Annotated in this window: 26 protein-coding genes, 1 pseudogene and 1 other annotated feature; of the genes and pseudogenes, 22 read left to right on the top strand and 5 right to left on the bottom strand. The window is 55.1% G+C overall.

The window, feature by feature from the left end:
• The first annotated feature begins 59 nt into the window (after positions 1-59).
• From THECO_RS00555 to THECO_RS00520, 8 genes are all read left to right on the top strand, one after another.
• Complete coding sequence (locus THECO_RS00555) at positions 60-1,007, top strand: helix-turn-helix transcriptional regulator (RefSeq protein ID WP_015253130.1); 948 nt, start codon at positions 60-62, stop codon at positions 1,005-1,007.
• 61 nt (positions 1,008-1,068) lie between these two features.
• On the top strand, positions 1,069-1,656 hold the full coding sequence (locus tag THECO_RS00550; protein WP_015253129.1) for a DinB family protein: 588 nt from the start codon (positions 1,069-1,071) through the stop codon (positions 1,654-1,656).
• Complete coding sequence (locus THECO_RS00545) at positions 1,649-2,101, top strand: EVE domain-containing protein (RefSeq protein WP_015253128.1); 453 nt, start codon at positions 1,649-1,651, stop codon at positions 2,099-2,101. The genes THECO_RS00550 and THECO_RS00545 overlap by 8 nt, the downstream gene beginning before the upstream one ends.
• Before the next feature lie 79 nt (positions 2,102-2,180).
• Positions 2,181-3,083, top strand: a complete 903-nt coding sequence (locus THECO_RS00540) for an AraC family transcriptional regulator (protein WP_015253127.1) — start codon at positions 2,181-2,183, stop codon at positions 3,081-3,083.
• Between the two features lie 144 nt (positions 3,084-3,227).
• Entirely contained in the window at positions 3,228-3,473 is a 246-nt protein-coding gene (locus tag THECO_RS00535; RefSeq protein ID WP_015253126.1) for a helix-turn-helix domain-containing protein, read from the top strand.
• Complete coding sequence (gene def / locus THECO_RS00530; protein ID WP_015253125.1) at positions 3,473-3,991, top strand: peptide deformylase; 519 nt, start codon at positions 3,473-3,475, stop codon at positions 3,989-3,991. Before THECO_RS00535 ends, def begins: the two co-directional genes overlap by 1 nt.
• 211 nt (positions 3,992-4,202) lie before the next feature.
• A complete protein-coding gene (locus tag THECO_RS00525) occupies positions 4,203-4,442 on the top strand; it encodes a hypothetical protein (protein WP_052835784.1) in 240 nt (79 codons plus the stop codon).
• A gap of 153 nt (positions 4,443-4,595) precedes the next feature.
• Entirely contained in the window at positions 4,596-5,048 is a 453-nt protein-coding gene (locus tag THECO_RS00520; RefSeq protein WP_015253124.1) for a helix-turn-helix domain-containing protein, read from the top strand.
• 41 nt (positions 5,049-5,089) lie between these two features.
• Here THECO_RS00520 and asd read toward each other — a convergent pair whose 3' ends face one another.
• A complete protein-coding gene (gene asd, locus THECO_RS00515) occupies positions 5,090-6,175 on the bottom strand; it encodes an aspartate-semialdehyde dehydrogenase (protein ID WP_015253123.1) in 1,086 nt (361 codons plus the stop codon).
• Between the two features lie 94 nt (positions 6,176-6,269).
• Positions 6,270-6,537 (bottom strand) — a binding site (T-box leader).
• 377 nt (positions 6,538-6,914) lie between these two features.
• Between asd and THECO_RS00505 the strand changes: the two genes are divergently transcribed.
• Entirely contained in the window at positions 6,915-7,403 is a 489-nt protein-coding gene (locus THECO_RS00505) for a hypothetical protein (protein WP_041853724.1), read from the top strand.
• A 143-nt stretch (positions 7,404-7,546) separates the two neighbouring features.
• Here the strand turns inward: THECO_RS00505 and THECO_RS00500 are convergent, their stop codons facing one another.
• Positions 7,547-9,058: a hypothetical protein gene (locus THECO_RS00500; RefSeq protein WP_041853721.1), complete on the bottom strand. Its 1,512-nt coding sequence runs from the start codon at positions 9,056-9,058 to the stop codon at positions 7,547-7,549.
• Between the two features lie 198 nt (positions 9,059-9,256).
• Here THECO_RS00500 and THECO_RS00495 point away from each other — a divergent pair, with 198 nt between their 5' ends.
• From THECO_RS00495 to THECO_RS00455, 9 genes are all read left to right on the top strand, one after another.
• The gene (locus tag THECO_RS00495; RefSeq protein WP_052835783.1) at positions 9,257-10,000 is read left to right on the top strand and encodes a Fic family protein; all 744 of its coding nucleotides are present in this window, start codon (positions 9,257-9,259) and stop codon (positions 9,998-10,000) included.
• 199 nt (positions 10,001-10,199) lie between these two features.
• A complete protein-coding gene (locus THECO_RS00490; protein WP_015253122.1) occupies positions 10,200-11,348 on the top strand; it encodes a GntR family transcriptional regulator in 1,149 nt (382 codons plus the stop codon).
• Between the two features lie 25 nt (positions 11,349-11,373).
• Positions 11,374-12,507, top strand: coding sequence for an extracellular solute-binding protein (locus tag THECO_RS00485; RefSeq protein WP_015253121.1), 1,134 nt, complete (start codon positions 11,374-11,376; stop codon positions 12,505-12,507).
• Between the two features lie 86 nt (positions 12,508-12,593).
• Positions 12,594-13,622: an ABC transporter ATP-binding protein gene (locus THECO_RS00480; protein WP_041853723.1), complete on the top strand. Its 1,029-nt coding sequence runs from the start codon at positions 12,594-12,596 to the stop codon at positions 13,620-13,622.
• Entirely contained in the window at positions 13,619-15,334 is a 1,716-nt protein-coding gene (locus tag THECO_RS00475; protein WP_015253119.1) for an ABC transporter permease, read from the top strand. The genes THECO_RS00480 and THECO_RS00475 overlap by 4 nt, the downstream gene beginning before the upstream one ends.
• Positions 15,335-15,393: 59 nt before the next feature.
• Positions 15,394-16,170, top strand: a complete 777-nt coding sequence (locus THECO_RS00470; RefSeq protein ID WP_015253118.1) for an endonuclease/exonuclease/phosphatase family protein — start codon at positions 15,394-15,396, stop codon at positions 16,168-16,170.
• A 31-nt stretch (positions 16,171-16,201) separates the two neighbouring features.
• Entirely contained in the window at positions 16,202-16,948 is a 747-nt protein-coding gene (locus tag THECO_RS00465; protein ID WP_015253117.1) for an MgtC/SapB family protein, read from the top strand.
• 103 nt (positions 16,949-17,051) lie between these two features.
• Entirely contained in the window at positions 17,052-17,441 is a 390-nt protein-coding gene (locus THECO_RS00460; RefSeq protein WP_041853722.1) for a hypothetical protein, read from the top strand.
• A gap of 233 nt (positions 17,442-17,674) precedes the next feature.
• Positions 17,675-18,097 (top strand): VOC family protein, encoded by a 423-nt coding sequence (locus THECO_RS00455; RefSeq protein WP_015253115.1) that lies wholly within the window; start codon positions 17,675-17,677, stop codon positions 18,095-18,097.
• Between the two features lie 62 nt (positions 18,098-18,159).
• On the opposite strand, the gene THECO_RS00450 is transcribed toward THECO_RS00455, so the two are convergent.
• On the bottom strand, positions 18,160-18,384 hold the full coding sequence (locus tag THECO_RS00450; RefSeq protein WP_015253114.1) for a hypothetical protein: 225 nt from the start codon (positions 18,382-18,384) through the stop codon (positions 18,160-18,162).
• A 50-nt stretch (positions 18,385-18,434) separates the two neighbouring features.
• Here THECO_RS00450 and THECO_RS00445 point away from each other — a divergent pair, with 50 nt between their 5' ends.
• From THECO_RS00445 to THECO_RS00435, 4 genes and pseudogenes are all read left to right on the top strand, one after another.
• Complete coding sequence (locus tag THECO_RS00445; RefSeq protein WP_332306840.1) at positions 18,435-18,689, top strand: GNAT family N-acetyltransferase; 255 nt, start codon at positions 18,435-18,437, stop codon at positions 18,687-18,689.
• A gap of 109 nt (positions 18,690-18,798) precedes the next feature.
• Positions 18,799-19,446, top strand: coding sequence for a TetR/AcrR family transcriptional regulator (locus tag THECO_RS00440; RefSeq protein WP_232427719.1), 648 nt, complete (start codon positions 18,799-18,801; stop codon positions 19,444-19,446).
• Positions 19,447-19,555: 109 nt separating this feature from the next.
• Positions 19,556-19,789 (top strand): annotated as a pseudogene (locus THECO_RS22440) (NAD(P)-binding domain-containing protein); the annotation flags it as partial.
• Positions 19,772-20,356, top strand: coding sequence for an NAD(P)-dependent oxidoreductase (locus THECO_RS00435; protein WP_232427828.1), 585 nt, complete (start codon positions 19,772-19,774; stop codon positions 20,354-20,356). The pseudogene THECO_RS22440 and the gene THECO_RS00435, both read left to right, overlap by 18 nt.
• 64 nt (positions 20,357-20,420) lie before the next feature.
• Here the strand turns inward: THECO_RS00435 and THECO_RS00430 are convergent, their stop codons facing one another.
• Together THECO_RS00430 and THECO_RS00425 are read right to left on the bottom strand one after the other, a co-directional pair.
• Positions 20,421-21,224, bottom strand: coding sequence for a class I SAM-dependent methyltransferase (locus tag THECO_RS00430; RefSeq protein WP_015253112.1), 804 nt, complete (start codon positions 21,222-21,224; stop codon positions 20,421-20,423).
• 109 nt (positions 21,225-21,333) lie between these two features.
• On the bottom strand, positions 21,334-21,759 hold the full coding sequence (locus tag THECO_RS00425; RefSeq protein WP_015253111.1) for an NUDIX domain-containing protein: 426 nt from the start codon (positions 21,757-21,759) through the stop codon (positions 21,334-21,336).
• Positions 21,760-21,800 lie beyond the last annotated feature (41 nt).

Raw genomic sequence — 21,800 nt, 5'->3', positions numbered from 1 at the left:
TTTGTGTTAGGGGACTCGGTGCACGGAACGGAATGTTCCGGACAAGGGAGACGATGCGAATGAACAAAACCGACCGGATGCTGGCCATCGTCATCGAGTTGCAGCGCAAAGGCGTACTGCGGGCCGAGGATCTGGCTGCCAAGTTCGAGACGAGTATTCGTACGATTTACCGGGACATGCAAGCGTTGAGTGAAGCGGGTGTGCCGATTGCGGGCGCGCCGGGGACAGGGTATTCCTTGATGGAGGGCTATTTTCTTCCCCCCGTCAGCTTCACGGTGGAGGAAGCGGTGGCGTTGCTGATCGGGGCAGACTTCGTCGGGATGAAGCTGGACGCGGAGTACGGCGTCAAGGCCCGCAGCTCGCAGGAGAAGATCGAGGCGATTTTGCCGGAGAAGGTACGCGAGGAGGCCGAACGGATCCGGTCGGTGATACGGTTGCTGGACGTCGGGGAGTCCGGAACGCGGGGGCGGGAAAAAGAAACGTTTGAGCAGTTGCGCCAAGCGATTCTCCGGAAGCGCAAGGTACGCTTCCGCTACGCCAAAAATGTGCCGGACCCGGACGAATCCCGCCACAGCGAGCGAACGGCAGACCCGTACGGACTTGTCCATACCCATGGCGTGTGGATGCTTGTGGCGTTCTGTTGGCTGAGACAAGACATCCGCCACTTTCGGCTGTCCCGCATAAGCGGGCTTGTCATTCTGGACGAATCGTTCAACATCGACCCGGGATTTCGCCTGCCGACTTACCGGCCTGCGGACGACCGGAATGTGACCGTGCGCATTTGGGTCGACCCCGCCATTGCGGACCGGGTACTGGAATCGGACAATTTCTATATGGAATCGTTCGAGCCGGGGGATCAAGGTTGGCTGGCGACGTTCCGGGTCAGGCGGATGGAGGATCTCCTCCAATGGACGCTCGGCTGGGGCGCCGCGGTGCGTGTGCTGGAGCCCGAAGCGCTGCGCGAACGGGTAAGAGAGGAAATCGGAAAAATGTTCGAACGCTGCTGACATACTGTTGTCAGCAGCGTTCTTGTATGCTGGAACCACTAAAGGAAAGGAGATGACTCGCATGTCGATTGCGAAAGAAACGTTGTCCAGGTTCGAAGAGACGGTTAACGGCTATATTCGGGATTTGGAAGGAACGAGTATGGATCAGCTTCTCTGGAAACCGGCGGAAGACGAATGGTCGCTCGGCCAGATGTATATGCATTTGATTCGTTCCGCGCGGTTTATGCATTTGAGGAACGTCGCATTGTGTCTGGACCCGAACGGCAGCCCGGAAGTCACGCAGGCGGGCAAGACGGAACAGGGGGAAAAGGTGTTTAAAATGGGGAGTTTCCCGCCGATACGAATCCGGGTGGCCCCGTCCCCGCAATACACGCCGCCGCAGCCGGAAAGCAAGGAGCAAATCGTCGACGGGCTGCGGGACGCGCTGCGCCGAATGGCCGAGATCGAACCGGCGGTAACGGCTGCGTTCGAACCGGATCATCCGGTTCGATCCGAATCGGGCAAGGCGATCGCTCGCCATACGGTTCTCCATCCGCAGTTCGGCGGATTGAACGCATTGGAATGGTTCAGACTGGCCGAGATGCACTATCGTCACCATTTGCGCCAGAAGTCGCGTCTGGATGACGCTTGGAGGGTTGCTCATGCGTAAGACGGAACGGGAAAACGCAACTCCTGCCTATTGGGTAGGTGTTGCTTCGGCGTCGCATGTGCGGCGGGGGGTGAGCGGCGGCTTCGCCCAGTTGTGCCACGGCAAATCGGCGCCGCTGCGCAGAATGCGGCAGGGCGACTGGCTTGTCTACTACTCTCCCCGCACCGAGATGCGCAGCGGCGAGCCGCTGCAAGCGTTCACCGCCATTGGGCGGGTTGTGGACGACCATGTTTACGAATGCGCGATGTCCGAGACGTTCGTGCCCAGCCGCCGGAACATCGAATTCGTCCGCTGCCGGGAGGCGAAAATCGCAGGGTTGCTTGACCGGCTGTCCTTCACCCGCGGCAAGCGGAATTGGGGCTGTCTGTTCCGTACCGGCCACTTCAAGATTAGCCGCGAAGATTTTATGATAATTGCGGAGGCGATGAATGCCGCCATCCCGTGATGGATGATCTTTTGCAACTCGAATCAAACATGCGATAACCGCCGGTGATACGATCAAGGTGAAAGGAGGGAAGGCTTCCATGTACGAGTGGAACGAGATGGTGCAGCGGATGGTGGATTGGCTGGAGGAGCATTTGACGGAAAATCCGGTCCTGCTCAAGATGTCGGAGCAGCTCGGGTACTCGCCCTACTATTGCTCCAGGCAGTTCAATCAGTACACCGGAATGACCCTGCGCGACTACGTCTGGACCCGCCGGATCAGCCGTGCCGCCCTGGAGCTCCGCGACACGGACCAGCGGGTGCTGGACATCGCCGTCAAGTATGGGTTCTCGTCGCAGGAGGCGTTCACGAGGGCTTTTCACAAGGCTTTCGGGATGACGCCCGCGGCTTACCGGAAAACGCCCCGCCCCATCCCGCTCTCGATTCGTCAGGAGGTGTTCTCGCCTTATCACTATTGGATCAGGGAGCGGAATCGCATGAGCGAAGTTCGGGTGAAGCCGGTGGAGATCAAGGTGGAGTTCATTCCGGCGCACAAGTTCATCGGAATCTGGGATATCGGCGCCGCGGACTACATGAGCTTCTGGAACAACGGGCATTCGTGTGACGAAGTGTGCGGCACGCTGGAGAGCATGTCCAATCACGTCCTCCCCGGGCAATTGGCGCAGACGGCGGGATGGTTTTACCGGAACGGGAAGAAAGGATACCTGTACGGCATTCCCGTCCCGCTCGATTACGACGGTCCCGTCCCGGAAGGCATGGAATGCCGGGTCATCCCGGAATCGGAGTATCTGGTCTTCCATCACCCGCCCTTCGACTACCTGAAAGACAACGGCGCGGTGATGAAGGCGGTCGAGGATACGGCGTGGAACTATGATCCCAAAGCGAAGGGTTATGCATGGGATGAGGAGACGAAGCAGGACTACCAGCGCCATTTCCCTGAAGGTTACGGGTATGCCGTCCTGCGGCCGGTGCGGAAGGTGTAATCGGGAGGAAGCCGCCCCGCTGCGGGCGGCCTTCCGCTCTTATGGAGACATTTCCTCGAGCAGTTGTTTTTTTTCTTGAAAAAAATTAAGTGTTGATTTAAAATTTTAAGCATTACTTAATACTCCGGAATGGCGGTGCGGCGCATGCTGGTGTGGATGTTGCGACAGGTGATGGCGGGGAAAGGGATTTGGACGGGGGCCGCATTGCAAAGATTGCTGAAAGAAAAGGCGAATTACCGTATTTCCGCACCTGCCATCAGTGCATTGCTGAAGAATCAGCCCAGGCATATGAAAGCCGAAACGCTTGACGCGCTTTGTACGGCGCTGGAATGTACGCCCAACGACTTGTGGGTTTATATTCCTCCCGAGACGGCCAAGGAGGCACAATAATGACAGTGAAACAAATATTGCCTTTCGGGGATCCCCTGTTGAGAAAAAAGGCAAAGCCGGTTACGGACATGAACGAGAGAACCTTCAAGCTCTTGAACGATATGGCCGAAACCTTATATGCCGCGAAAGGTGCAGGTCTCGCGGCCCCGCAAGTCGGCGTGCTTCGAAGAATCGCAGTCATGGACTGCGGCGAAGGACTGATCGAGCTCATCAATCCGGAAATCATCGAAATGGAGGGCGAGCAGACAGGGCCCGAAGCGTGCTTGTCGTTCCCGGGATATTACGGGATTGTGAAGCAGGCGCAGCGCGTGAAGGTGAAGAGTCTGAATCGGAAGGGCGAGACCGTCATCATGGAAGGGGAAGGCTATCTGGCGCGATGCATGCAGCACGAAATTGACCATTTGAACGGCGTGTTGTTTGTCGATCATGTTCGGGACAGATGGCTTTACCATGAAGAGACGAACCATAAGGCAGATCTGCTGGAAGTTGTCAAACTGACCAATCGCGAGCTTGTATAGGCGAAGCCGCCCTGTCGGAGGCGCGCTTCTTTTGTTTCCGTATAAGGCATTTCCACAGCCGGACGCGAGGGAAAGTACCGCTTTAAGCGAATGCAACCTGAGGTTGCGCGGCGGTGCAACCAACGCGTTCTTTTCATTTTCCTGGCGGCAACTCTAGAATGGACTTGCGAACGACGAATGATGGAGGAGTGGTGGGGAATTAACCCGTAAGGTGACCAAGGACGGCAAGCAGCTGGCGACGCGGTTGAAGTTCTTTTTTGACATGCTGTTCATGGCGGCGGTTGTGCTTTTCGTAATCAAAATCGGCGTCCTGCTGCTGAACAAAGCGGCATCGTTGGATATCGCGCTCCCGGGCGGGACATTTTTGTGGAACTTCGGGCCCTTGATGGCGGCGGCCGTTGCGGTGGTCGGCTCGAAAATGCTCAAGGACCGGGACAAATTCACCGGATGACGCAAGGAGAAGGGGCTAAGCGACGGTCTGGCCGCTCCACCGGGGCGGCTTTCGCTTTTTACAAACGGATTATTCCGCGCTCTTCCGCGCCCTTTTCATTTGCGCGCGTTGACTCTAGAATGAATGTATCAACCACGGGAAGGCAGTGTGGGTATGACCTTCGGAGAGAAATTGAAGGCAGAGAGAATGAAAAAAGGCTGGACGCAGGATGATCTGGCCGAGAAGCTGTATGTGAGCAGACAGTCCGTTTCAAAGTGGGAAAACGGCGCGAATTATCCGAACATTGAAATTTTGATCAAGATCAGCGACCTGTTCGGGTTGACGATCGACGAATTGCTGAGAAGCGACGAGGAATTGACCCGGAAGGTGATCAAGGACGGCAAGCAGCTCGCATATCCGCGGTTGAAGTTCTTTTTTGACATCGTGTTCATGGCCGGGGTTGTGCTTCTCGTAATCAAACTCGGCGTCCTGCTGCTGAACAAAGCGGCGGGGCTGGATATTGCGCTCCCGGGCGGGACGTTCCTGTGGAATTCCGGTTCCCTCATTCTGATGGTTGCCGCAGGGATTGGTTCGGGCATCCTCAAGGACAAGTACAAGGAGGATTGAATAAGCAAAGGCCATTTCCCGGAGGAAACGGCCTTTGAACATTATTTGGGCTGGATATACCCTTCGGCTTTCAGCAGTTCGGCGATGAGGACGGCGCCCCCGGCCGCTCCGCGCAGCGTGTTGTGCGACAACCCGACGAACTTGTAGTCGAACAAGGTGTCTTCGCGCAGCCGTCCGGCGGAAATGCCCATGCCGCCTTCAAGGTCGCGGTCGAGCTTCGTCTGCGGACGGTCGTTCTCCTCGAAGTACGTGATGAACTGCTTCGGCGCGCTCGGCAGGCCCAGTTCCTGCGGACGGCCCCGGTACGCGCGCCAGGCTTCCAGAATCTGCTCCTTGGACGGCTTGCGCTCGAACGAGACGAGGACGGTCGCGAGGTGGCCGTCCGTCACGGGAACGCGAATGCAATGCGCCGTGATGAGGGGCGAGTCCGCCTTGACGATTTCGCCGTTCTCCACGCGGCCCCAGATGCGCAGCGGCTCCTGCTCGCTCTTCTCTTCCTCGCCGCCGATGTACGGGATGACGTTGTCCACCATCTCCGGCCATTCGGCAAAGCTCTTGCCGGCCCCGGAGATCGCCTGATAGGTGGAGACGACGACCTTGGTCGGCTTGAACGCCTGCAGCGCGTGCAACTGAGGCACGTAGCTCTGAATGGAACAGTTCGGTTTGGCCACGATAAAGCCGGTCGAGGTGCCGAGCCGCTTGCGCTGGGCCGCGATCACATCAAGATGGGCGTGGTTGATCTCGGGAATGATCATCGGCACGTCCGGCGTCCAGCGATGCGCCGAGTTGTTGGACACGACCGGCGTCCCCGTCTTCGCGTATGCTTCCTCCAGCGCTTTGATTTCTTCTTTCTTCATGTCCACGGCGCAGAAAATGAAATCGACGCCGGCAGCCACTTCTTCCACCTTCGACGCATCCTGCACCACGATGTTCTTCACTTGTTCCGGAATCGGGGTGGACATTTTCCAGCGATTGCGCACGGCTTCCTCGTACGTCTTGCCCGCCGAACTGCTGCTGGCCGCAATGGCCGTCACTTCAAACCAGGGGTGGTTGTCGAGCAGCTGCACGAACCGCTGACCGACCATCCCCGTACCTCCGACAATGCCCGCTTTGAGTTTGTTTGCCATCGATCCCTCAACTCCCTCTATAATTAATAATCATTGGATACCGCATTGTTCCTGGCGCCTTCGGGCAAACAAAAATCCCGCCCCAAGTCTTCGTCTCTGGGGCGAGATGTCGTTCCCGCGGTACCACCCGGATTCGCCGGTTTGTCGCCAAACCGGCCTCTTCGAGTACGCCGCTGCATCCCAAGCGCAAGCGGTTATACTCTAGCTCTGTAACAGGAGCACCTGGCACACCATCCTCCGGCATCGGATTCCGATGTGCTGCTCGGAGTCTTTCTTCAACAAAGACGCTTTGCTCCTTTCCAGCTGCCGGAGCTCTCTGGTAAAGCGCACCCTTTGTCTACTCGTCTCGTCATCGCATTTGAATATGAGCATTTTCTCTGAGTTTATCAAAAAAACTCGGGTGTTGACAACACTTCCGGCATGGTGAGATTGAAATTCCCGTTGTAATCATTCGTTTGTCGGAACAGAGGTATATTTAGCCCCTAGCCAAGTCAAAGCTGTTAACACTTTGAGAATCGAGGTGTTAACGCATGTTTGTCGTTTGTCCTTCATGCAAGAGAAAAGTAAAAATCAAGAACAACGGCAACGGACGATGTGTCTGTGGTGCGCATATCAAAGTGTTGGGCTAAGTTCTGCTGGTTTCCAAGTATAAAAAAACCATGATTTTCTCACATAGATATAGACATTGTTAGTGCAATGTGCAAAAATACTGGTAATATAATGGATGTGGGTGGTCCTTATGAGGCACTTGCACAAAATATTTCACGAAAACAGCACTCCTGTCTTTAATCGAGTGTATGAAGAGAGGATCAGCTTCCACTCAACCATTAAACTTGGCCTGCATATCAAACCAATGGGTCAGGGCAATACATATGAATTGTATTATGTGCCCACCAACAGGATGCTAAAAATGATCAGTGAGCTTTTCATCATATCGAAGGAGCTTGATTCAAGATACAGGGAACTCCCAAACATTGCACGGAAGCAGTTTATTATTGAATGTATTGCGGAGGAGCTGTACAACACAAATGAGCTGGAAGGAATAAGAAGCACCAGGGAGGAAATTGTCAGAAGCACCAAAGATATATTATTCAACAGGAAATCAAAAAAGAGATTTGAAAGTATGATCTCATCATACTTTCGCCTGCTGGATTTGGATGATATTGCGTATCCCCGCACTTCAAAGGATGTAAGAAAAATATATGACAATATAGGAGCTCGGAATTAAGCAGTCGTTCTGAGTCCGAATGAGGGGTGAATGAGGCAGAAATGTCGATGAAGCGGCGCCTATGAAAGCTGTTTTCAAGAATGTGCATGCCAAAGAACCCTCAAAAGGGCATTTTTTAAAAAATGCTATGAAGTCCTTTGGCGTTAAGCTGCCGCCAAGCCTTCCAGCCATTGCTCGACAGAGACGAGCTGCTTCTGCTTCTTCGCTTCTTCCAGCCACGCGTCGGCATGCTGGCACATGGCGATCAAGTACACGCGAATGTTCCAGTGGCGGGAACTGCGCCCGCGCGAAGCTTCCAGGTTGTAATCGACTTTCTGGCGCTTGATGCAACGCTCCACTCCGGTTCGCAGCGCGTAACGCTTTCTCCATTCCTTGCTGTCACGGCGGATGCGCGGGAACAGGCGCGGGTTATCCGCGGTGGATGTGTAGAACGTTCTTCCATAATCGGAAGGCGAGCAGGGAGTCGGGCATTCCCATTTGCCGACTTTGGCGGGACAGCGCCATTTGATGCGCTGTCGCCCGGAACACTTGCCCCAGCAGACCATCTTGCGTCCAATGGGGCAGACAGGAACGCCATCGGAGCCAATTTTCATTTCATTGTATACCGTATGCCCGGAACGCCTGAGATTCAGGTCGATGATGGCGGAAACATCATCGTGTTCCAGCATGGTATAGATCGGGAGGGCGTCGTGGGCCGAATCCAGGAGCGCCTCTCCCACCTTCCAGTCCGAGTACCAGTGACGCAGCTCGCGGTAGCCGCAGATCCATGACACCGAGTCATGTTGGCTGGCGCGAAACAATCGCGGGTACACGGGCAAATTGTAAGGACTGTCGGCTGCGGTGAACATGTAGAGCGTACGCCCGTAGTAATATTTCTCGCGATAGCTGTCCCAGCCCCAATCGGCATCCGGATCGGAAAATTGCCGTTTGCAGGAGCATTTCCAGTTGCCCGACTTGCGGCAATCGCAAAGGAACTTGCCGTACGAACGCGCGCCGGTTTCAACCGGAGATCCGTCGCCGATGACGCGGAAAGCGCTCGTATCGCCAAGCAATCCTTTTGCCGCAGAAGGCAGGACAAACAGGGATTGGAACAACTGTTGCAGCAGGTCGTGCTCCTTGGGGGCGTAGTGGATCTTGCCCTCGCGCAGGATGCGGGAGACGAGTTTCTCCGTAATCTTGGGGTTTTTGGGCTCTTGCTTTTCGTTCTTTTTGCCCTTCTTCCGCGGCTTCTTCAAGCGGCGTTTGACGCGCCCGGTCTTATGCGGAGTGGATGCCCGCCAAAGCCGGGGGAAAAAGTCGTAGAACGTTCCGACACCCGGCGTCTCACCGGGTTTAAAGCCGCAGACAATGGCATAGACCGGCGTCGTTCGCAGCGCGACGACTCCGTCATCGACACTGAGCCCGAGCTTGGTGAAGAGCAACATGCAGCGGAGCATGTCGGCGGGATCGTGGGGCTTGCGGCCTCTGGGATTGGAGGAGTAAGCCGAACGCATCAAGGAAGCGGTGGCGGACAGATCGATCGGCGTGATCCAGAAGATCAAGTCGCGATAGAAGTGTTGCAAGAACAACATGGCTTCCGGGGTGTCGAACTCCTTGCGCAGTTGATCGCTTACGAAGGTCAAGTAGTCCTGGTGAGAACGAGAAACGATTTTCACACAATCACCCAATTTTCTAGAGATAGGCAGTAAAAAAATGCCTTCTCGGCGATTGTTGGGGAGTTTCGAAAATGTCAAGAGGAAAGTTTGTTCGCATCCCTATTTTGGGGGTGAAACAATAAAGGACCCTGGCCAGAAAGCTAGAGTCCACAACGGAAATGAATTTCCGAGAAGCTTAACAATATAACAGGAGGGGAAATGGATCCTCAGGATCTGCCCGATGGCGAGGTGTTCAGGAAAGGAATCGCTTACGTATTAAAACAATCGGGAACCGGTAAAGTTGTCCACCAAGGAGTTTTTCCGGAAACCAAAATTATAAACTTGATTGACAAACTGCTGCAATTTATGAATGATGAACAACTTGATATTCCAAATGTCATTAAAGTCGCGGTAGGGCATTATTATTTTGGTTATATTCATCCCTTTTACGATGGGAACGGAAGAACAGCCCGGTTTATCAGCAGCATGTATTTAGCCAAAGATCTGGGTAATATTTCCTCTCTAGCGCTCTCCAGAGGATGCAATAAATATAAATCGAAGTACCTTGAGGCTTTTGAGATCTCAAACAGTATCAGAAGCAGAGGTGAGATGAACAGTTTCATTGAAACTTTTCTGGAAATCATGATTGATGAGCTTAAAGCGATGAACGCAGAACTTAAAGAAAAGAGTTATTTATTGGACATTGCGGCCCAAAAAATAAACAGCGATACAAGTTTGAGTCATCTGCCCAAAGTGTTCAGAGATTTCATGTTCGTCATGGCTCAGAATTATTTCTTTGATTCCAGCAGCGGATTAACTGTAGCGGAACTGTCAAATATACTGGGCAAGTCGCCGGCGACCGTCAGAAAAATGGCCAAATATTTGCTCGATTTATCGCTTGTTGAACAAAAAGGAGAAAGGCCCGCATATTACGGTATTGCACCCAAATACTTTGAACAATGACGGTATAAGGGAGCGCTCTTCCACGAGCCTCCCTTTTATCATGGCCTGCAGACAAGTTGTTAAAATAAACCAGTATAAACAAGACAATAAAATACCATTGAATATGTCAGTGACATAACTTATGGTTTATATCAGCTTAAGCTAATGGTATATACCATCAATCGGGCTTGGCCGGCCCAAACCAGAGGAATGTCCGGACATGAGTAATAACAGCAAGCCCAAAAAGCAGCTTTATTTGCAGATCGCCGACAAAGTTCTGGAGATCATCGAGAGCAGGGGGCTCAAAGCTCACGATCCGGTGCCGTCCGAAGGCGAACTTGCGAAGTTGTTCGGCGTCAGCCGAATGACGAGCAAATTGGCGCTGGAACAGCTTGTCGAGCGAGGGATTGTATATCGCTTGCCGCGCAGAGGGACATTTCTGTCCGGAACACGGCAAGAAGATCGTGCACGGATGACAGAGATACCTGCACAACCCCCCGCCGACAAGAAAGAGAACAAGATGATTGCGCTCATCATCCCCCACATGACCGACTATACGTCGAGAATCATTTCGGCGGTCGAGCACGAGGTGCGCAAACACGGGTACGACCTGATTCTAAGAATCAGCAAGGACGAAGAGGATCAGGGGCGGTGCTTGCAAACGCTTGCCGAAATGGGCGTCAGCGGCATCATCTTGTTCCCGCTGGGAAGCAAATCCTGCAGCAACCAAGTGTTCAAACTGAAAATGGAGAAAATTCCGAGCGTGATCATCGACCGGGTGTTCTACGAGATTCCGATCGATTGCGTCTATCACGACCATTTTCAGGGCTCTTATGATATGGCGAAGTATCTGATTTCCAAGGGACATCGGGAAATCGGATTCTCGTCCAACGTCATCGAGAACATCACCAGCCGCGGGGAACGGTACCAGGGGTACATTCAAGCTTTGCTGGATCACGGGATTCCGGTGAAAAGCGAGTACATCCACTTCCGGACGTCGAGCATCAAACCGGGCCACGTTCACCAGTATGACGCCGAGCAGGGAGAGTTCATCCGGAACAATCCCGACATGACGGCGGTCATGTGTGCGGATGACCAGGTCGCCATTGCCACCTTGTTTTCCGCGCTTCATATGAACATCTCTGTTCCGGAAACTTTGTCAATCGTCGGTTTCTCGGATACTTATCTGTCGGCGCTCACGCCCGTGCCGCTCACCACCGTCCGCCAGGACACGGACAAGCTTGCGGCGGCAGCCGTCGAGCTGCTGATGAAGCGTGTCCGTCAGTCGAAAGAGCAGCACATTACGGTAAAAATTCAGACCCAAATCATCGAGAGAAAATCGGTATTGGATCGAAGCGTTTCGCCATGACTACAAGAAGCGGGGTTGATCAGAAATGTCGAGAATGATGAAAACGTTGGTACTTCTGGTGCTGACTTGCCTGGTGATTACGGCCTGCGGAGGCGGCAACAACAACGGCAACAGCGGAAGCGGCAGCGAAACGAACAGCGGCAGCAACAGCGGAAACGAAAACACCGCGGGGTCGGGCAACGGCGACAGCGGCGAAGTCAAAAATGAAAAACTGATCGTCTACACGAACTCCAACTCCGACGGCCGCGGCGAATGGTGGATCGAACAGGCCAAGCAAGCCGGCTTCGATATCGAGATCGTCGGAGCGGGCGGCGCCGATCTGACCAACCGCCTGATTGCGGAGAAGAACAATCCGATCGCGGACGTCGTGTTCGGCCTCAACAACATTTTCTACGAAAATCTGAAAAAAGAAGGCGTCCTCACGAAATACGTGCCTTCGTGGGCGCCGCAAGTCTGGGAGAACCTGAACGATCCGGAAGGCTACTATCACGCTCTGGTCAAGCAGGCGATCATGATCGGCTACAACGAAGCCGAGTACACGCCGGAGACGGCGCCGAAATCGTGGCAGGATCTGTACACCAACGAAGCGTTCAAGGGCAAATATGAAGCACCGACCAATCTGACTCGGGCGACGTCGCGGCTTGTTGTGGCGGGCATCCTGATGCCGTACATCGACGAAAACGGCGACCTGGGCATTTCCGAAGAAGGCTGGAACGAGCTGAAGAAGCTGTACGACAACGGACAGCCGATGGTGGAAGGCGAAGACCTGTACGCCAACATGGCTGCCGGCAAGATCGGAATCGGCACCGTCGTGTCCGGCGAGAAGTTCAAGCGGGAAGCAGAATACGGTGTCAAAGTCGGCGTTGTCGGTCCGGAAGGCGGCGTCCCGATGGTCGTCGAGCATATCGCGATCGTGAACGGCACCAAGAAGCTGGATACGGCACAACGTTTTGTCGAATGGTTCGGTTCCGCCGAAATGCAAGGCAAGTTCGCCGCGGAATTCAGCGCCATGCCGGTCATTCCGGAAGCGGCTGATCAAGCGCCGGACCACATCAAGCAGCTGTTCGGCAACATGAAGGCGCAGCCGCTCAACTGGTCGTTCATTGCCGAGCATATCGACCTCTGGGCAGAGAAAATCGAACTGCAGATCATCAACTGAACCAGCGTCAATCGGGAACTGCATGGCTCTCGTCCAGGCTATGCAGTTCTCTCTCTTACAATTTAAGCCAAAGCATGGTGAGCGCATTGATCACATTTAAAGATATCCAGATTCATTTCGGATCGTTCCATGCCATCAAGAACTTCAATCTGGAAATCAAGGAAGGCGAGTTCTTCACGTTTCTGGGGCCGTCCGGCTGCGGGAAAACGACGATTCTTCGCACGCTGGCGGGGTTCATTTCCCCTTCGGGCGGGAACATCTTCCTGAAGGACAAAGACATTACGCATGTCCCGATCGAGAAGCGCGGCATCGGCATGGTGTTCCAGAACTACGCGCTGTTTCCGACCATGACCGTGTACGAGAACATCGCCTTCGGCATGAAGGTCAAGAAGGCGGCCAGATCGGCAATCGACGCGGATGTGCGCGATATCGCCCGCAAGGTCGACCTGAAGGAAGAGCAGCTGTTCAAGAAGGTGTCCGAACTGTCGGGCGGACAGCAGCAGCGGGTGGCCATTGCCCGGGCGCTCGTCCTGAAACCGTCCATTCTGGCGCTGGATGAACCGCTTTCCAATCTGGATGCGAAATTGCGCGTACAGCTGCGGAACGAACTGAAAGAGCTGCAGAAGCAGTTCGGCATCACCACCATCTACGTCACGCACGATCAGGAAGAAGCGCTGACGCTGTCCGATCGGATTGCGGTGTTCAACAGCGGCAATCTCGAACAGGTCGGCACGCCTTACGAAATCTATAATCACTCCAGAACGGAGTTTGTATGCAATTTCATCGGCGACATCAACAAGATTGACCCGGAGCTGATCGAGAGCAGTCCGTTGAAAGCGCATGTACCGCCCGGCAAAGTCGCTTATATCCGGAATGAAAAAGTGAATCTGACGCCGATCCCGGGCGACGATGTCGTGCGCCTGAAGGCCAAAATCGTCGATCGCGAATATTACGGGTTGTACAGCAAGTATGTATTGGAGATGGGCGGCGGCAGCCGGATGAAAACGATCGAGAAGGAAAACGGGCAGATCGGATTCGAAGTCGGCACGGAAACCGATGTATATATCAGGCTCGCGGATATTATGCAATACGATCGGACGGAGCGAGGAAATTGAATGTACAAACATTGAAAAACAAGTTCGGGTCGATAAATTACGGGCAGCTTCTGCTCTTTGTGCTCATCGCCTGGTTCATCATCGCGTTTCTCATTTTTCCGAATCTGAATGTTTACCAAGAGATTTTCTTCAAGAACGGCAGCTTCTCGCTGGATGCCGTGGAAAAGCTGTTGTCCTCCAAGCGCGCCATGAACAGCTTGACCAACAGCTTCATTCTGGCCGTGTCCCTGATGATCACGGTCAATGTGGTCGGCATCGCGCTGGTGCTGCTTACCGAATATTTCGATATCAAGGGCGCCAAAATTTTGAAACTCGGCTTCTTCACGACTTTGCTGTATCACGGGGTCGTTGTGGCGTCGAGCTACAAGTTTGCTTACGGTGAGAATGGACTTGTCACCAACGTGCTGGCCAACCTGTTCCCGTCCATGGACCGGGGATGGTTTCACGGTTATTGGGCCGTGCTGTTCGTCATGACGTTCGCCTGCACATCGAACCATATCCTGTTCCTGGGCAATGCGATCCGCAAGGTCGACTATCAGACCGTCGAAGCTGCCAGAGGGATGGGGGCCGGCGCTTTCTATATTTTGTGGCGCGTGGTGCTTCCCGTACTGAAACCGACGATCTTCGCGCTGACGATCCTGACGTTCCTGACGGGACTCGGCGCCATGTCGGCTCCGCTCATTCTGGGCGGGCCGGAATTCCAGACGATCGCGCCCATGATCCTGACGTTCTCCAAGAGCCAGACGTCCAAGGATCTGGCGGCACTCCTCGCGCTCGTGCTGGGGCTCGCCACGATCATCCTGCTGACGATCATGATTCAGTTTGAGAAACGCGGCAATTACATGTCCGTTTCCAAAGTGAAATCCGCGCTCGTCAAACAGAAGATCAACAACAAGTTCGCCAATGTCGTCGTGCATATCATCGGCTACGTGCTGTTCCTGATTTATATCACGCCGGTCGCGCTGATCTTGCTGTTCTCGTTCACCGATGCCAAGAGCATCTCGACGTCGACCATCACCTGGGACAGCTTCACGCTGGAAAATTACGCCCGGCTGTTCACCTCGATGAGCGCGCTGAAACCGTATCTGGTCAGCGTTCTGTATGCCGCGGCGGGATCAATCGGCGTCGTGGCCCTCGCGCTGTACGCGTCGAGAATTTTGCATAAGTACAAAAACAGCAAGCTTGCGCTGGCGCTGGAATATTCCTTGCTGATTCCGTGGATTCTGCCGAGCACGCTGATCGCGATCGGTCTTGTGATGGCGTTCAACATCCCCCGTCTCATCGTCGGGAACACGGTGCTGACCGGGACGCACTGGATCGTCATTCTGGGTTATGTCATCATCCACATTCCGTTTACGATGCGCATGGTGAAGGCCTCGTTCTTCAGCCTGGACAACAACCTGGAGGATGCCGCGCGGAACATGGGCGCAAGACCGTTCTATACGTTCCGCAGGGTGCTGCTGCCCATCGTGCTGCCGTCCACACTGGCGGTCCTTGCGCTGAACTTCATCAAAATTTTGGACGATTACGATCTGACGGTCTTCCTGTATCACCCCGTGTACCAGACGCTGGGGGTTGTCATCAAGAACAGTACGGACGCGGAAGCGGGCATTATCGCCCGTGCCATGACGCTCGTCTACTCGGTCGTGCTGATGGTCATGTCCGGCATTACGATGTACTTCGTTTACGGCAGAGGCAGCAAGGAAAAGTAAACCGATCCGAAATGGAATCCGAACATCCGATACAGACAAACGCGGAGTGGAGGCACCTTATGCAATTGAAAATCATGTCGTTCAACCTGAGAGTCAACGTGGCGTCCGACGGGGACAATGCCTGGCCGAACCGTACGAAGGCGGTTGCCGAGACGATCAAGAAGCATGATCCGGACATCATCGGCGTTCAGGAAGGGCTTCACGGCATGCTTGCGGACCTGGAGCCGCTGCTGCCGGAATACGCCTGGGTCGGCGAAGGGCGGGACGGCGGAACCGAAGGCGAATATACCGCGATTTTCTACAAGAAGAGCAAGTGGGAAATGGTCCGGTCGGGGAACTTCAGCTTGTCCGAGAATCCGGAGCAGCTCGGGGTGATGAGCTGGAACACTTCCCACACGCGCATGTGCACCTGGGCGGCGTTCAAGTCGAGCGCGGGCGATCAATTCGCCATGTTCAACACGCATCTGGACCATGTCAGCGAAGAAGCGCAGCGGAAGGGCATGGAGCTGATTCGGGAGCGGATGCGGAATCTGCGCGAACAGACCGGTCTTCCGATCGCCTTGACGGGCGATTTCAACGTGACACCGGAACACGCCGCCGTAACGGGATTGGTGCAGGAAGGCTATCAAAGTGTTTATTCCGTTCTGCATGCGGCAAACCGGGAGGTCGGGGGGACGGTCCATCACTTTAAGGGCGGCGACACCGGCGAAACGATCGACTACATCTTTCTGACCCCGGATTGGCAGGTCCAATCGGTCGTGATCGACCGGGGGCTATATGAAGGACGGTATCCGTCCGATCATTATCCGGTCATTGCCGAGGTGTCGCTGAAGTAGAATCATTGGGTCGTAAGGAGGTGGCTCTGCCATGAAGGTGATTGAAACCGGTCTGTGGGATATTTCCTACGTGGACTCATCGCTGCGGATTTTGCTTTCGCTGGTGCTGGGCGGTCTGATTGGACTGGAACGCGAGTGGCACAACCATGCAGCCGGTCTTCGCACGCACATTCTGGTATGTGTCGGAGCCACGATGATCATGCTGCTGTCCATTTACGGATTCGGCGACTTCGCGAGCGAATTCAATGTCCGCATGGACCCGGCGCGTCTGGCGGCACAAGTCGTGTCCGGCATCGGGTTCCTTGGCGCAGGCGCCATCATCCGCAACGGTTTGAGCATCTCGGGGCTTACGACCGCCGCTTCCATCTGGGTGGTGGCGGCGATCGGCCTGTGTGTGGGAGCGGGCTTTTTTTATGAAGCGGTGCTGGTCACGGTGCTGGTCATCCTCATCCTGCTGGTGCTGAACCGGCTTGAGAAAAGCCTCCACAGCAAGCGCAGCCGAAACGAAATCACGTTGCGGATCACCCGCGCGGAAGGGAGCGTCGCGCAAATCACGGATCTGATCGAGAAGGAAGGGCTTCTGATCGTGAGCATGTCGCTGGAAGCCCCCGGTGACGATCAGGATGAGGACGACATCCGGACGCTCCGGATCAAGCTGCACAAGCCGCGCACCCGCAATCTGCTTCATGTGTGCGACAAACTGCTGGCGCTCGATTTCGTGAAATCCTTCGAAACCGCCGGGGTGCTGAAATCGCAGCAGTCTCATGCCGGGATGTAAAGAGGATATTTAAACCAAAGTGTTGTATAATAAGAGCGGCATTTAAATTTTCAAATGGCCGAGCATGGAAATGTTCCGGATTGCGGGTAAAGGAAGTGAGAAGATGCAGCATTATGGCAAGTGGCTCATCCGTATCGCGGCCGTATACGCGTTGATCGGCGCAATGATCGGATCGGATTTGGCCGGGAGGAAAGATTATACGATGGTGCCGGGTCACGCTCACATCCTGGTGGTCGGGTGGCTGAGTCTTTTTGCTTATGGTATTTTCTACCATATTTTTAAGGAAATCGGCATGAAGCGGACGGCCAAACTGCAAGCCTGGTCCAGTCTGATCGGCGGCGGACTGATGCCGCTCAGCATGCTGATCTACTACAAGATCGAAAACACGTTCACCACGCTGCTGTTTATTGTGACGGCGTCCGTCCTGCTCCTGGCCATCATTCTGTTCGCAGTGCTGGTGTTCTTCGACAAGAAAATCTTTGCCCGCAGTTAAAAGGCTGGCACCAAGACGAAAAGCAATGTGCGTAAGGTCCCCGGGGGACAGGCATATTGCTTTTCTCTTTTTCGGACGAGTTGGAGCAACTTGCGGGGAAGCTGCGGTCGATGCAGGACGAGATCCAGCGGAAGACCAAATGGCGGGAAGGAAACGCCATCCATTTGCAGAATGGATTAGGAACACGGGCGATTTGCCGCTCGTGCAGAATAGCCGGAGAGGACTGATGCTGCGTGATACCTCGGCTGACGGTCATCACGATCGGAGTTGACGATCTGGAGCGATCCCTCAAATTCTACAGGGATGGGCTCGGGTTTCCGACGGAAGGCATTGTGGGACAAGAATTTGAGCATGGCGCTGTCGCATTCTTTGATCTGGAAGGCGGTCTGCGGCTGGCCATTTTCGAACGGAAAAATCTCGCGCTTGATGCGAACGTCAAGCAGACGCAGCCCAACCCTGCCGAGTTCACGCTGGGTCATAATGTGAGCAGCAAGGAGGAAGTGGATCGGGTCATGGAAGAGGCCGAAAAAGCCGGTGCCGTGATTACCGTTCCGGCACGCGATACCTTCTGGGGAGGGTATGCCGGCTGTTTTCAGGACCCTGACGGTCATGTGTGGGAAGTCGTCTGGAATCCGGCATGGAATCCGGAAGCATGATCTGCTCTCGGCGGAAATGAAACCTGTGCCAAGGCATATGCCCTGGCACAGGTTTGCTCCGGTTAACCCCCCAACCCCAGGTACTGGTCAATGAAATCCTGGATATCCTGTTTCGTGGAGATGGGCGTTCCGAGCGGGATGCTGAACAGCCTGGTCTGTTGTTCCTCGTACAGGGCGTCGATAATTTCGTCGACGTTCGATTCGTCCACGCCCTCGATGCCGGCAAGCGTGAAGGTTTTCAGCTCCGGGCGTTCCAGACCGTTGCTCAGATAGTGGACAATGGCCATTACATATTCACTGGTGTTGAGGTCATCGATGATGGCCTGAAGCTGGGCCGCTGTCCTCGGCGTCGGGTCATGGGCTGCTCGTCGACCCGAGGGCCCGCGGATTGGGATTGGGCAAACGCCTCGTGGACGAGTGCGTCCGGTTCGCAAGACGCAAGGGATACAAGAAACTCGTGCTGTGGACCAACCACGTGCTTGTACAGGCGAGAAACATCTATCAGAAGGCCGGCTTCGTGCTGGTCAAACAGGAACCGCACCGCAGCTTCGGCCCCGAGTTGATCGGGGAGACGTGGGAGCTCTCGCTGTGACGGTCGCCGGGCGCTGACAATTTCGTGCAGGGAATACACGGCCAGGTAAACTGTGACTTGAGCGGCCTTGGTCCTGAACATTGCGGGACTCAGGCCGCTTCTTGACAGCGTGAGGATAAAGCAGTATGGTTTATTTTGCAACGATCATTTCAAAAAGGGGTCAGGAGGTGAATCTTTGCGCCCCAAAGCGTTTGATCCGGACGATATCATCGATGCAGCCATGAAAGTTTTTTGGCAGCGCGGTTATTCCGCGACCTCGATTCAAGATTTGGAGGAAGGCACCGAACTGGGGCGAAGCAGTATTTATAACGCCTTCGGCAGCAAACACGAACTGTATGAGCGTTCGCTTCGCCGGTATCAGGAGCTCAAGGCGGAGAAAATTGCGGTGCTGTCCGGCCCGGGCCCGGTCAGAGAGCGCATCAGGCGTCTGTTGATGGATGTCGTCGACGAAGAGCTCAGCGAAGAAAAAGGGCTGGGATGCATGAACGCCAGCGCGGCCTTGGAGCTTGCCAGCCATGATCCGTCGGTAGCCGCCATTGTGGCGCAAAATTTGAATGACATGGAATCGGCTTTGTACGAAGCGTTGTCTCGTGCCCGGGAAACCGGCGAAATCGCTGCAGACCGGGATGTTCGCGCGCTGTCCCGCTTTATTTTGAACACGGTACAAGGGATGCGAGTATTGAGCAAAGGATATCTCGGGCATGACCGACGGCAGCTTCTGCATGATGTCGTGGATGTCGCCATCCGGGTGCTTTGAGCAGCCCGTCTTTCCATTCAGCACGAAAACCTGCACCACCATGCAGGCATTTTTTTGCAGAGTTTTGTAACGTTCGTTCCAGAACTATACCCAAGAGGAGGTTTGCAACATGTCAAACGCAGAAACGAAATTGTATCACAAAACGATCGCCGTACTTGGCACCGGCATCATGGGCGCACCCGTGGCGCGGAATTTGCGGAAGCATGGTTTCTCCGTGCGCGTGTGAAATCGGACGCGCGCCAAGGCGAAGACGCTGGCATCAGCCGGGTTGGATGCGGTGGATTCGCCGCGTGAAGCTGTGGAGGGAGCGGATATCGTCATCACGATGCTGAAGGATGGGGTCGGCGTCAAAGCGATCGAGGAATTGGCCGCCTTCGCCAAGCAGCACGGGCTCAGGGTGTTTGACGCGCCCGTCCAGGGCTCCCGTCAACCGGCGGAACAGGGGCAGCTTGTCGTCATCGCATCCGGCCCGGTCGAAGATCGGGACACCGTGCAGCCGGTGTTTGAGGCGATCGGCAAACGGACCGTTTGGGTGTCGGATCAGATCGGGGCCGCCAGCCGTCTCAAACTTGCGCTGAACAGCTGGGTGTTCGCGCTGACGCATGGCGCCGCGGAAAGTCTGGCGATCGCCAAGGGACTCGGCGTCGACCCCGCGCTGGTGGCGGACATCGTGAAAGGCGGACCGCTGGACAGCGCGTTCTTTCAGTCCAAAGCGGCTTCAATCCTTGCGGACGATTACACGGCCAGTTTTTCGATCGCGAATGCGTTCAAAGACGCCCAACTGGTGATGGAGGCCGTCGAACAGTCGGGTCTCACCGCGGATGTCGCAGCCGCCGGACTGCAGCGGTTCCGGCGCGCGCTCGAAGCCGGTCATCAGGACAAAGACATGGCCGCATCCGCATTGGTCTGAGCAGATACGGCAGCCCAATAAACAAGAGGCCATCCCGCCTGGGGTGGCCTTTCTTGCCTTCAAGTCAGACCTTCCGGGCTTTCACCGAGAAGAGCAGCGGCGGGTGGTGGTTCCCCTTCAGCCGCCATCGCCCTTGCTCGTCCTGCGTCATGAGCCCGGGGTACATGTTGAACACCGTGAACGGGAACTCATGCAGAAATTCCAGCGTCAGTCCCGCCCCGATCAGCGCGCCGACAATCTCGGTCAGCGTATGCTGCCACTGATAGGTCACGGGGTGCGCCAACGGATCGTCATCTCCCGTATAGGTGACGTCCGATACATATTGGCGTGTCTCGGTATTGAAATAGGAATCCGCGATCTTCAGCTCGCCATCCACCGGTTCAAACATGAACGTCACCGGATGAAACTCCGCCATGTAGAAGATGCCCCCGGGTTTCAGGGACGTGCTGATCAGATCCGCCCAACCGTCCAACTCCGGCAGCCAGCACAGCACGCCGTATGACGTATAGACGATGTCGAACTGCTCTCCGCCCAGCACTTCCTTGGCATCGTAGATGTCCGAGCACAGAAAACGCGCGTCAAGCCCGAGCCGGTCATTGAGCGACCTGGCCAGCGCGATCGCCTTTTCCGAGAAATCGATCCCGGTCACGCGGGCGCCCAGCCTGGCCCAGTTGAGCGTATCCAGGCCGAAATGGCACTGCAGATGAAGCAGGGTGCGCCCGGCCACATCGCCCAGTTCCTCCTGATCCAACCCGATCCGGGGCGCGTCATCCGCCAGAAAGGCATCCACGTCATAAAACTTCGACTTCGCATGAATCTCCGTCCGGTCGTTCCAATTGAGCCGATTGATGTCCCGGTATTGACGCATGATCATCCCCGCCTTTCAACAAGTCACCGATCATCGCATTGCAACGTTGATTCGACTATACAACGATGATGACGTCAAAGAAATGATAAATTACAGATTTAGCTGAATTTTACCAACGCGAGCTCAGGACATTCGCAACGATGCGCCTGACTTCCGGCAGCAATGAATCATACCGCGAATCCCCGAGTTCCTGCCGGCCTGCCCACGCATATTCCGTGTGCTCATCGTTCAACCGGAAGCTGCGGATGTCGCCGTTTCCCGGTCTGACCAGATAGGTGAACATGACGCTGTAGAAATCCCCCGACGCCTTTCGTCCCTTGAACGCCCGCACATGCAGCTCTTCGATAGAGTCAACTTCAAGGTTCGTCTCCTCCCGGACTTCCCGGATGACCGCCTCCTTCGGGGTCTCCTCATATTTCGCCTTGCCGGCCGGCACATACCACGCGCCATTGTCCGCTCTTTTCGCAAGCAGAACCTTGCCTTCATGCACAATAATCGCTTCCACGGCGATCCGATAGTCGGGGTACGGGTTCATGGGCGTCACACCTTTATATCGGTTTAAACCATTTTCCTGCA

Source organism: Thermobacillus composti KWC4 (assembly GCF_000227705.2).
In the GTDB taxonomy this organism is placed as follows: Bacteria; Bacillota; Bacilli; order Paenibacillales; family Paenibacillaceae; genus Thermobacillus; species Thermobacillus xylanilyticus.
Note: the sequence above shows the minus strand (reverse complement) of the source record. Positions and strands in the feature narration are given on the sequence as shown.